We start from the raw sequence: 11,898 nt of genomic DNA, 5'->3' as shown, positions 1-11,898 counted from the left end.
ATTTCTAGTCTTCTATGGAGGTGCCCTGTATGGCGCTCAGTATTGGCAGTTTGGTTCTTATCGGTTTAGCTCTAAGTTATTTCCTTATAAATCTTTATAAATGGAAGTCTGCGCTATCCAAGTTGGCTGGCAAGACGATCATCACCCTGCTCGCAGCTATTGCTGGCTTGTCGGTAGGGATGCTGACCATTCAAATGTTTGCCTACCAAGTTTATTTATCGCTTAGTCTGTCCATCTTATTGATGTTGGTTTTAGGTTACATGGCGGGCAGATTATGGGGCGCGTACGCGATATGGAACACTGTGTTGACGGGGATATTTGGAGCTATCGTGGGTGTTCGTTGTGGCATGACCTTCTATTTATCTGGCAAGGTGATATTTGTTACGGATGTCATCGTGATGATACTGCTATTTCTACTCTTAAAAGGGATGGAGTGGCAGGCAGGTCGTTCTCCTCAAACAAAAAACGCTAAACGGAGCCTACTTTCAGTAAGGATTGGGACTCTGTGCCTTTCTTTGATCGTGGCAGGAGCGGCTATTGCCTTGCTTGTCCAGAAAGATCAGATCGCCGTTGGTCACATTGGACAAAAAGAGACTCAGGAAGCCGTTTATGAGGAATCGAACGATCTGCAAACCGTCAGAATTGAGTTGAATGCAGGGGGCTTTAACCCGAAGAATGTCAATTTTAAAAAAGCGACCATGATTAAAGCCGTCTTCGTCGTATCCGCGTTGAGCGATGAAGGTTTAAAGTTGAAGTCGACGGACTTGCATATCGATGCCGTATTGAAGAAAGGCGACAATGTATTTCTGCTGAACAATCCGCAGCCTGGCACTTATACGTACACGGTTGGCGACCATAAGGCGACAGGTACTTTTACGATAAAATGAAGTTGTCATATTGGACATATATGGATATAATTAGCTGAAATTATGTGCAATTTGTTTGCTCATACTTTAATGTGAGAAGTAGAAAGTGTGGGTTGCAAGTGTCTGAGGAACGCACCGATGATAAATTAGCGAGAATGATTGATGCTGCCAAAATGTATTATCAGTTGGATTACAGCCAGCAGGAGATTGCCGAAACGTTCGGAATCTCTCGCCCGACCGTGTCCCGTTTTTTGCAACAAGCGAAGGATGAGGGTTATGTTCAAATTAAGATTAACGACCCTAGGGAGAACAACGAGCATTTAGCAAGGGAAATCGAAAAGAAATTTCAGCTGAAGAAAGCGGTTGTCGTATCTGTTCCGCAATATCAGGATGCGATTGTCAAAAAGTACTTGGGTGAAGGTGCTGCACAATATGTATATGAAACGGTCAAGGATGGCGATATTATTTCCACAACTTGGGGGACGACACTCTATGAGGTCGCGCTCAATCTGAAAGACAAGCATCTGAAGGATGTTAAGGTTGTCCAGCTAAACGGGGGCGTCAGCCACTCAGCAACGAATACGTATGCTTATGAAATCGTTAATTTATTCGGCAAAGCCTTCCATACTTCGCCATATTTCATACCGCTTCCGGCGATTGTCGATCATGCCGTCGTGAAGCAAGCGATCGAAGCGGATCGCCATATTCGCAACATTCTTAATTTGGGCAAACAATCCAACATTGCTATTGTAACGGTAGGGGCGCCTACGGAAGATTCCGTACTGATTAAAGCCAATTATTTTACCGAATCCGATTTGAAAGTCATTTATGAAAAAGGCGCGGGAGATATTTGTTCTCGTTATATTGATATAAACGGAAATATTTGTGCGGAAGAGTTGAATCAAAGAACAATTGGCATCGAATTGGAAGAATTAAAATGGAAAGAACAATCCATTCTGGTCGCCGGTGGTGCTAAGAAAGTAGACGGCATCTATGGTGCCCTTCAAGGCAGGTATGCGAACGTGCTGGTCACGGACCAATTTACGGCTAAATACTTATTAGAGCGAATCAGTCCAGTGCTATTATGACATCCAGAGGTGCATTCACGAAGGTGAAGAGCACTTTTTTTAATATTACGAAAATTAGTTTATGTGGAGGCGTCCCATGGAATTATTTCATTTTAGCGAGGATTCTACGATTATACATTTTGAGCCAAGAGTGAAATCCAATCGAACAGATATGCCTCCCGTGGTTTGGGCGATTGATCAAGAACATGAATTTACCTTCTATGTGCCCAGAGACTGCCCCAGAATTGTGTATCGCAGGTCCGAAGGATTAAGTGATGCAGATCACGCTCTATTTTTTGGCGCAAGCCCCGCGGAAATCATCATGACGGTTGAAACACATTGGTACCAAGCGATTCGTGACGCAACCATCTACCGCTATACGCTTCCGGGGGACAGCTTCGTTTTATTTGATGAAACGGCAGGCTATTATATTTCTGAAAATGCCGTTGATCCCATACGGATGGATCCACTTACGAACTTAATTGAGAGAATTATCGCTTTAGATGTAGAGATTCGTTTCACACCGAGCCTGCATCCTTTGCGGGAAGCTATTTTGAATTCGAGCTTAGTGGATTTTGGGATACATCGCTTTATGAATGCTTGGAAGCTTTGAATGGGGAGGGGGAGCGCTGTGAGCGGCGATTGTTTAGGATGTAAATTAGCGAATTGATTAGTTGGTCGGTAGCGGCAGCCGTCAGTGGCTAGAGGAACTACGATCCGCTATATGTGGCAAATCGGCCGATGTGTGCAACCATGCGGAACTACGATCCCCTATTTCGTGCGAATCCGTCCATTTCGGGGGCGAAACAGCGAAATAGAGGAACAGAGTTCCGCGTGAGGTTCATTTAGCGTGTTCTTTGCCAAAATAGAGGAACGACGTTCCCTCTTGAGTAGATCTGCTACTGGTGGTGAAGCTACTGGTGGTGGAGTTAGATAGATGGTTGGGAGAGCGCAGAGAGTAGTTGCAAGGAAAAGTAGCTGATTAGTTGGGCGGGAGCGGCAGCCGTCAGTGACTAGAGGAACTACGATCCGCTATATGTGACAAATCGGCCGATGTATGCAACCATGCGGAACTACGATCCCCTATTTCGTGCGAATCCGCCCATTTCGGGGGCGAAACAGCGAAATAGAGGAACAGAGTTCCGCTTGAGGTCCATTTAGCGTGTTTTTTACCAAAATAGAGGAACGACGTTCCCTCTGAAGTGGATCTGCTACTGGTGGCGGTGTTAGATAGATGGTTGGGAGAACGCGGAGAAGTAGCTGTAAGGAAAAGTAGCTGATTAGTTAGGCGGGAGCGGCAGCCGTCAATAGCTAGAGGAACTACGATCCTCTATATGTGACAAATCGGCCGATGTGCGCAACCATGCGGAACTACGTTCCGCTATTTCGTGCGAATCCGCCCATTTGGGGGGCGAAACAGCGAAATAGAGGAACAGAGTTCCGTGTGAGGTCCATTTAGCGTGTTTTTTCCCAAAATAGAGGAACGACGTTCCCTCTGGAGTAGATCAGCTACTGATGGTGGAGTTAGATAGACGGTTGGGAGAACGCGGAGAGTAGCTGCAAGGAAAAGTAGCTGATTAGTTAGGCGGGAGCGGCAGCCGTCAGTGGCTAGAGGAACTACGATCCGCTATATGTGACAAATGGGCCGATGTGTGCAACCATGCGGAACTACGATCCCCTATTTCGTGCGAATCTGCCCATTTCGGGGGCGAAACAGCGAAATAGAGGAACAGAGTTCCGTGTGAGGTCCATTTAGCGTGTTTTTTCCCAAAATAGAGGAACGACGTTCCCTCTGGAGTAGATCAGCTACTGATGGTGGAGTTAGATAGACGGTTGGGAGAACGCGGAGAGTAGCTGCAAGGAAAAGTAGCTGATTAGTTAGGCGGGAGCGGCAGCCGTCAGTGGCTAGAGGAACTACGATCCTCTATATGTGGCAAATCGGCCGATGTGCGCATCCATGCGGAACTACGATCCCCTATTTCGTGCGAATCCGCCCATTTAGGGGGCGAAACAGCGAAATAGAGGAACAGAGTTCCGCGCGAAGCCCATTTAGCGCGGTCTTTGCCAAAATAGAGGAACGACGTTCCCTCTGGAGTAGATCAGCTACTGGTGGTGGAGTTAGATAGATGGTTGGGAGAACGCAGAGAGTAGCTGTAAGGAAAAGTAGCTGATTAGTTAGGCGGGAGCGGCAGCCGTCAGTGGCTAGAGGAACTACGATCCGCTATATGTGACAAATCGGCCGATGTGTGCAACCATGCGGAACTACGATCCCCTATTTCGTGCGAATCCGCCCATTTCGGGGGCGAAACAGCGAAATAGAGGAACAGAGTTCCGCTTGAGGTCCATTTAGCGTGTTTTTTACCAAAATAGAGGAACGACGTTCCCTCTGAAGTGGATCTGCTACTGGTGGTGAAGCTACTGGTGGCGGAGTTAGATAGATGGTTGGGAGAACGCGGAGAAGTAGCTGTAAGGAAAAGTAGCTGATTAGTTAGGCGGGAGCGGCAGCCGTCAGTGGTTAGAGGAACTACGATCCGCTATATGTGACAAATCGGCCGATGTGCGCAACCATGCGGAACTACGATCCCCTATTTCGTGCGAATCCGCCCATTTGGGGGGCGAAACAACGAAATAGAGGAACAGAGTTCCGCGCGAAGCCCATTTAGCGCGGTCTTTACCAAAATAGAGGAACGACGTTCCCTCTGGAGTGGATTTGCTACTGGTGGATCAGCTACTGATGGTGGAGTTAGATAGATGGTTGGGAGAACGCGGAGAAGTAGCTGTAAGGAAAAGTAGCTGATTAGTTAGGCGGGAGCGGCAGGCGTCAGTGGCTAGAGGAACTACGATCCTCTATATGTGGCAAATCGGCCGATGTGCGCATCCATGCGGAACTACGATCCCCTATTTCGTGCGAATCCGCCCACTTCGGGGGCGAAACAGCGAAATAGAGGAACAGAGTTCCGCGCGAAGCCCATATAGCGCGGTTTTTGCCAAAATAGAGGAACGACGTTCCCTCTGGAGTAGATCTGCTACTGGTGGATCAGCTACTGGTGGTGGAGTTAGATAGATGGTTGGGAGAACGCGGAGAGTAGTTGCAAGGAAAAGTAGCTGATTGGCTGGGCGGTAGCGGCAGCCATCATTTGCCTGCAGGCCAACATGTAGTAATATAGAAGGAACGGCAAGTAGAAGGGGAGTTTTGCAGTGAGTACAAGGCAGTTTACGGATTATAAGTTAAGTGAGGATATCGTCCGGGCGCTTCATAGTTTAGGGTACGAGAAGGCAACGGATGTGCAGAATGAAGTGATTCCGATTGCGCTTCAGGAGAAGGATCTTACCGTGAAGTCGAGAACGGGGAGCGGGAAGACGGCGGCGTTCGGCATTCCGATTTGTGAGTTGGTGGAATGGGAGGAGAACAGGCCGCAGGCGCTGATTCTGACACCGACGAGAGAACTGGCTGATCAGGTGAAGCAGGATATCACGAATATCGGACGGTTTAAGCGGATTAAAGCCGTAGCTTTGTACGGGAAGCAGCCATTTGCCAAGCAGAAGTTGGAGCTGCATCAGAAGTGCCACGTGGTCGTGGGCACACCGGGGCGCGTGCTTGATCATATTCAGAAAGGGACTCTTGATCTGGAGCGGCTGAAATATTTGGTCATTGATGAGGCAGATGAGATGCTGCGTATGGGCTTCATTGAGCAGGTGGGTGCGATTATTGATGAGCTGCCGACAGACCGCATGACGATGCTGTTTTCGGCGACACTGCCAGTGGATGTGGAGAAGCTGTGCCATCAATATATGAAGAATCCGATTGATATCGAGATTCAAACGCCGGAAGCAGCGAAGGTTCAGATTGAACACGCGCTGATGACGGTAAGGGAAAGCGACAAATTCAATGTGCTGAAGGATGTTTTCGTTGTTGAGAATCCCGACAACTGTATCATTTTCTGCCGGACACAAGAACATGTCGATTATGTATTCCGACAGTTGGATCAACTGGATTTTCCGTGTGATAAAATTCATGGCGGCATGATGCAGGACGATCGTTTCCTTGTGATGAATGCGTTCAAACGAGGCGAGTTCCGTTTCCTGGTGGCCACGGATGTCGCGGCGCGGGGCATTGATGTAGAAGACATCACCCATGTCATCAACTATGATATTCCGCTTGAAAAAGAAAGCTACGTCCACCGGATCGGAAGAACCGGACGAGCAGGCAAAACCGGCAAAGCCATCTCCTTCGTCACGCCGAATGAAGATAAATTTCTAGCCGAGATTGAAGGCTATCTGGGTTTCGAGATCCCGCGCAGAGATACGCCATCCGCAGCGGCGGTGGAACAGGGACAAGCTGCTTTTGATCAGAAGATGCAGGCTACGCCAGTGATCAAAAGGGATCGCAGCGACCATTTGAATAAAGGAATTATGAAGCTTTATTTCAACGGCGGCAAAAAGAAGAAGATCAGAGCGGTGGACTTTGTGGGCACACTTGCCAAAATCGAAGGCGTATCGGCAGAGGATATCGGGATCATTACGATTCAAGACAACGTTTCGTATGTGGATATTCTGAATGGCAAAGGGCCTTTGGTGCTCAAAATCATGCGAAATACAACGATTAAAGGCAAGCTGCTGAAAGTACATGAAGCGAATAAGTAACTTTACTATCCGACGGGGTCCAAGTGACTTGTCGGATATTTTGCTTTCTCAAGGTTAAAATATTACTCAAACGAGTCAATTCTGTGACTTACGATTACTAGCGTACAAAGGTAGACTAGAGAAAACACGACATGGGGTGAATTTCATGGCTACGAAAACACATACAGAAACGGGCACCCTTTCATCCGTAAAAGTGAAGCGGAAAAGTTCGATGCGACAAATACGCGAGGATTTGATGGGTTACGCTTTCGTCAGTCCGATGGTGCTGGGCTTGGTTATTTTCACACTGTTTCCAATCATAGCTTCCTTTTTTCTCAGTTTTACGGATTGGAATTTTGTTGCCGGATTTTCGAAAACGAAATTTCTCGGTTTAGATAATTTTATCAAGCTTATCCATGATTCCGTATTTCTCTTATCCCTAAAAAATAATTTGATTTTAATGATTGTAGTACCCGTAACGCTGGCGATTTCAGTCACTTTGGCTGTCATTATTGACAAAAAGATTCATCTTAAAAGTTTATTGAAGGTTGTTTTTTTCATACCGTATATCTCAAGCATTGTTGCTGTAGCGATTGTATTTCAAGTATTATTTCACCCAACTTATGGGCCGATTAACCAAATCCTGATGTCCTGGGGGATGGACAATCCGCCGAAGTGGCTGGCTGATCCAGATTTTGCCTTGTATTGTGTCATGGGGCTCTTGGTGTGGGTGCAAATTGGCTATAACATGATTATTTTCATGGCAGGACTTCAATCCATTCCGAACGATCTTTACGAAGCCGCTGATATTGACGGCGCTTCAAAATGGAAGCAATTTTACAGTATCACGGTGCCATTGCTTTCGCCAACGACGTTCTTCTTGCTCGTTACCGGCATCATTGGAACCTTCAAAGTATTCGACGTGATATCGGTACTAACCGGCGGTGGGCCAGCGAATTCTACGACGGTCGTCGTTTATCGACTATATGAGACTGCTTTTGTTAATCTTCAATCGGGTTATGCTTCTGCGATGGCCGTTGTTCTGTTGATTTTTGTTCTTCTAATTACTTTGCTGCAATGGATCGGGCAACGGAAATGGGTTAATTATTAAAAAGTAGGGAGGAATAACGGATGAACAAGTATCATGCTGCCAAAAAAACGCTTCTAACTATACTAATGTGCCTACTTGGCATATTGTTCATGTCACCCTTCCTGTGGATGATTTCAGCCTCTATGAAACCGGAAGCCGATGTGTTTATATATCCGATTCAGTGGATACCTAAGCATTGGAATGTAATTGAGAATTATACCAAAGTATGGACAGAGACGAAGTTTGCTTTATTTTATTGGAATTCCATTAAGGTTACGGTTGGAACCACGGCTTTATCCGTACTTCTTTCCTCGATGGCGGCTTATGCGTTTTCGAAAATCAAATTCCGCGGCCGTCACGTACTCTTTATTGTTGTTCTTGCCATCTATATGATTCCGAGCCAAGCGATTCTTGTTCCACAATTCCTGCTGTTTCGCTGGATCGGCCTGTACGATAGTCATTTTGGCTTAATTTTATTAGGGTCCTTCAGTGTATTAGGAACGTTCATGCTGCGCCAATTCTATATGGGGATTCATGAAGAGTTTATTGAATCAGCCAGAATAGATGGAGCTGGACATATTAGAATTTTCTTCTCCATCTGTACACCGCTTGTTCGTCCGGCGATTGCGACTTATGCGATTCTACGTTTTATCTGGACGTGGAACGATTACCAGAATCCGCTGATTTTCTTAAGATCCAAGGATTTATTCACACTCCCGCTGGGGATTAGCTCCTTTGCAGATATGAACGGTAATTTCTACTCTCTCATTATGGCTGCTTCCGTATCTGCTATCGTTCCTCTGCTTATTATTTTCATTATCGGTCAAAAGCAAGTTATCGAAGGAATTTCGATGGGCGGCGTTAAAGGCTGATTCACGCTTCTTTTAGCAGGATGTCAAAAAATGTGCAGATGAGGTCAAAATAGTGCCTCGTTTGTGGGATACAGGTTTGTTACGATCGTGATGTAAAGGTTTTCATAAAACGATAATCATTTTGGAGGGGATCCTATGAAAAAGAGTTTATTAGTTCTAAGTGGTATCTTGGCCATCAGTACAGCGCTTGCAGGCTGCGGCAAATCAGAAACGCCAGCTGCAACAGATAAAGGTGCTGGGACAGCTACCGCAGCAGCAAGTACAGCTCCTAATAAAGCACCAGTTACAATTAAAGTACAAGCTTGGTACACCGAAGCACAAGGGAACTGGAATGCCACCGTTGAAGCTTACAATAAAACACACCCGAACGTGAAAGTTGTATATGAAGGAATGTCTGAAAAAGGCGATTCGCAAGAAGGTATGAAAAAGCTAGATTTGTTAGCGGCTTCCGGTGAGCAAATGGACGTTGTTATGTACTCCAGCGCATCCGATTTCGCTCAACGTGTGGGCGCAGGCATTTTGGAACCGCTCGATGAGTATTTGAAGAAAGATAACATTGTCGTCAAAGATGAATATAAAATTGATCCGGTTGTAAACGGGAAATACTATGGGCTGCCAGGTAAAATGATTGAATGGTTCGTTCTCTTGAACAAGGACAAATTGGACGAAGCCAAATTGCCTGTTCCTACGGACTGGACTTGGAATGATTACGCGGAGTACGCTAAAAAGCTGACTAAAGGCGAAGGGGCTACCAAAACGTATGGTTCCTATTTCCACAGCTGGAAAGAATATGCCCTCTTAGCTTTGAGCAATGATATGGATAACCCGTATCTCGTGAAATCCGATGGCACGCAAAACATCGACAATCCTAAAGTACGTTATTCCCTTGACTTGCGCAACAAATTGGAAAACGTAGATAAAACATCCGTTCCTTACTTTGAAGTTGTTTCGCAAAAAATGGCTTACCGCGACGTCTTCTACGGCGGCAAAACAGCGATGCTGGCAACAGGCAACTGGATGGTTGGCGAGCTGGCGCTGAACGCGAAGTTCAAAACCGTCTTTGCTCCATATCCGAAGTATGATGCCAAAGATACGAATGGTTTAACGGAAGTTGGCGCTGACTTCATGGGTGTTGCTGCCAATTCGAAGAATAAGCAAGCGGCTTATGATTTCGTGAAATGGTATACAACAGAAGGTATCCAAACACAAGGTTTGTTCTTCTCCGGTTGGAAAAAAGCCGACATCGGCAAGAACGTAGACGCAATCTTGAAAAGCGGCAAACCAGACCAAGTGGCTATGATAGATAAAGATTCCTTGCTGGCTACATTAAAAATGAACAAAGCAACGAAATTGGTTGTGCCTCCAACTTACGCGCTTCAACAAGAGAAAGAATATTTAACGCAAGTGGAGCTGTTCTTGACAGGCAAGCAAGATTTGGAGAAAACGATTACGACAGCTAAAACCAAATTAGAAGATATCCGTAAAAGCAATGCCAAGTAATCGGTAACGATTATTGGTATACTGAAAAGAGGAGGCCCAAGGCTCCTCTTTTTCCTATTTTCATTCTGCTATAGTCGAAAGGAAGGCGTGTACGGCAGTGCCCAAATGGATTCGAACCTTATCGCTTCGCAATAAATTGGTACTGACGATTCTGATCTGTCTCGTTCTGCCATCTCTGGTTTCCATGAACGTCTCCAATCTCTTGACGCGGGATGCGGTGAAGTCGCAAGTGACGGACAATTCCATCGAATCTATGCGTATTGTAAATCAGATTGTCAACGGACAATTAAGAAATATGATTTATGTGATGAATTTCATTCAATTCGATGAAAAACTGCAGCCCTCGATTCGTGAACTAGGCAGAGCGAACGCTGAAACGAAGCAAGGCGATATTATACAGTACAAGCAAACGATTATGAATCGAATCAGCACGGTTATCGATACGTTCGGCAATCTGAATGTGACCCTGCTGCTTCCGAACCATGAGTATGTGGCTTCTTACACGACATTTTCCTTTAATCCTAATGATTTTCTGAAAAAAGAGTGGTTTCCTGCCGTGGAGCAAATTTCCGGGTATAACGTGAAATGGATTGGGGCCGAGCCCAACTACAGTCGCACGACAAGTCAGCCTTATTTGCTGGCAGCCGCCAAGCCGATCCGCATAAATGATATCACCTATGGGTATGTAATTGTAGGACTGGAAATGAACACGCTCCAGCAGTTGTTTGATCAATATAAAAACAATGAATCCATGGTCATCATTGACCAAAATGGGCGCATCATCGTCGATAAGGATTCAGATAAGATCGGTACGCAATTCGCTTATCAGGATCAGCTTCCTCAGGAGGATGGTTCTTCCTTCGTGAAGGTAGCTGGGGAAGATTATATTCTGCTTAGCAATCAAGTCACGCCGGATTGGCGGCTTGTGAGCATGAGCCCTTATAAGACGGCGGCTCATAAAATTGAGTCATTCCGCAAGACGGATTTCTTCATTCAGATCTTCTTTTTACTCCTATTTGCTGTCATTCTGCTCTATATGGTGCGTACTTTGACCAAACCGATTGCGCGACTTGTCCAAACGGTCGTCCGGATCGAATCCGGTCAGCTTGGGGAGCGCTCCAATATTAGCGGAGGCGATGAGGTTGGTCGTCTGGGCTATGTGTTCGATCGTATGATTGACCGCATTGAGGATATGATTGTTGAAAACCGCCACGAGCAAGAATTGAAGCGGGAGGCCGAACTCGCGATGCTGCAGGCGCAAATTAATCCACACTTCTTGTTTAATGTGCTCAATTCGATCCGTTTGAAAATCATGATGAAAGGGGATTCCGAGAACGCGGAGCTGATCAGCTCGTTATCCTCGCTTCTGCGAATGACGATCAATCGGAATAACGCTTATATTCCCCTGCATGAGGAGATCGAGATTAACGAGCACTATGTCAAACTGCTTAACTCGCGGCACGGGGACCGAGTGAGCTTGCGGATTTCAGCTGCTTCTGACACGCTGTTTATTGAAATCCCCCGATTCATGCTGCAGCCGCTTATTGAAAATGCTTATATTCATGGGTTGAAAAGCAAATCGGGCGAAATCACCATAGCTTCCCGAATTTGCGAGGATGGCAGGCTGCAGGTCGAAGTAAGAGACTCGGGGCTTGGCATGTCGCCAGAGCGATTGGCTGCGCTGCGCAATTATTTGGGTCCCATCCAGCAGGTGGAAGACGCGACTAGCCCAGCCTTGTCGGGCATCGGTCTCCATAATGTATTTGAACGGTTGCGGTTGATTTATGGCCATCATTTCGATTATGAAATCATCAGCGAGCAAGGCCAAGGAACGCAGATTATGCTGCGTTTCCCACAACAGGCGCGAACGGAGGGCTAAC

8 protein-coding genes are annotated in these 11,898 nt (G+C 46.2%); all 8 read left to right on the top strand.

Annotation, left to right across the window (positions count from 1 at the left end):
• Positions 1-29: 29 nt before the first annotated feature.
• Positions 30-887, top strand: coding sequence for a cupredoxin domain-containing protein (locus IEY34_RS09980; protein ID WP_189010890.1), 858 nt, complete (start codon positions 30-32; stop codon positions 885-887).
• A gap of 98 nt (positions 888-985) precedes the next feature.
• Positions 986-1,954 (top strand): DNA-binding transcriptional repressor DeoR, encoded by a 969-nt coding sequence (gene deoR / locus IEY34_RS09975; RefSeq protein WP_505816577.1) that lies wholly within the window; start codon positions 986-988, stop codon positions 1,952-1,954.
• 76 nt (positions 1,955-2,030) lie between these two features.
• Positions 2,031-2,546: a DUF6886 family protein gene (locus IEY34_RS09970; RefSeq protein ID WP_189010888.1), complete on the top strand. Its 516-nt coding sequence runs from the start codon at positions 2,031-2,033 to the stop codon at positions 2,544-2,546.
• Between the two features lie 2,585 nt (positions 2,547-5,131).
• Positions 5,132-6,577, top strand: coding sequence for a DEAD/DEAH box helicase (locus IEY34_RS09965; protein WP_189010886.1), 1,446 nt, complete (start codon positions 5,132-5,134; stop codon positions 6,575-6,577).
• A 145-nt stretch (positions 6,578-6,722) separates the two neighbouring features.
• The gene (locus IEY34_RS09960) at positions 6,723-7,667 is read left to right on the top strand and encodes a carbohydrate ABC transporter permease (protein ID WP_189010884.1); all 945 of its coding nucleotides are present in this window, start codon (positions 6,723-6,725) and stop codon (positions 7,665-7,667) included.
• A gap of 20 nt (positions 7,668-7,687) precedes the next feature.
• Complete coding sequence (locus tag IEY34_RS09955; protein ID WP_189010882.1) at positions 7,688-8,518, top strand: carbohydrate ABC transporter permease; 831 nt, start codon at positions 7,688-7,690, stop codon at positions 8,516-8,518.
• A gap of 135 nt (positions 8,519-8,653) precedes the next feature.
• Positions 8,654-10,018, top strand: a complete 1,365-nt coding sequence (locus IEY34_RS09950) for an ABC transporter substrate-binding protein (protein ID WP_189010880.1) — start codon at positions 8,654-8,656, stop codon at positions 10,016-10,018.
• 97 nt (positions 10,019-10,115) lie between these two features.
• Complete coding sequence (locus IEY34_RS09945; RefSeq protein WP_189010872.1) at positions 10,116-11,897, top strand: cache domain-containing sensor histidine kinase; 1,782 nt, start codon at positions 10,116-10,118, stop codon at positions 11,895-11,897.
• The last annotated feature ends 1 nt before the right edge of the window (position 11,898 follow it).

Origin of the sequence: Paenibacillus marchantiophytorum, from assembly GCF_014640555.1 — a bacterium.
Classification (GTDB): Bacteria; Bacillota; Bacilli; order Paenibacillales; family NBRC-103111; genus Paenibacillus_E; species Paenibacillus_E marchantiophytorum.
Note: the sequence above shows the minus strand (reverse complement) of the source record. Positions and strands in the feature narration are given on the sequence as shown.

What these genes read in the sequence shown, in the direction of transcription:
- IEY34_RS09970 (WP_189010888.1), top strand. Translation starts at nt 2,031, where the DNA reads ATGGAATTATTTCATTTTAGCGAGGATTCTACGATTATACATTTTGAG.
- IEY34_RS09955 (WP_189010882.1), top strand. Translation starts at nt 7,688, where the DNA reads ATGAACAAGTATCATGCTGCCAAAAAAACGCTTCTAACTATACTAATG.
- IEY34_RS09980 (WP_189010890.1), top strand. Translation starts at nt 30, where the DNA reads ATGGCGCTCAGTATTGGCAGTTTGGTTCTTATCGGTTTAGCTCTAAGT.
- IEY34_RS09950 (WP_189010880.1), top strand. Translation starts at nt 8,654, where the DNA reads ATGAAAAAGAGTTTATTAGTTCTAAGTGGTATCTTGGCCATCAGTACA.
- IEY34_RS09960 (WP_189010884.1), top strand. Translation starts at nt 6,723, where the DNA reads ATGGCTACGAAAACACATACAGAAACGGGCACCCTTTCATCCGTAAAA.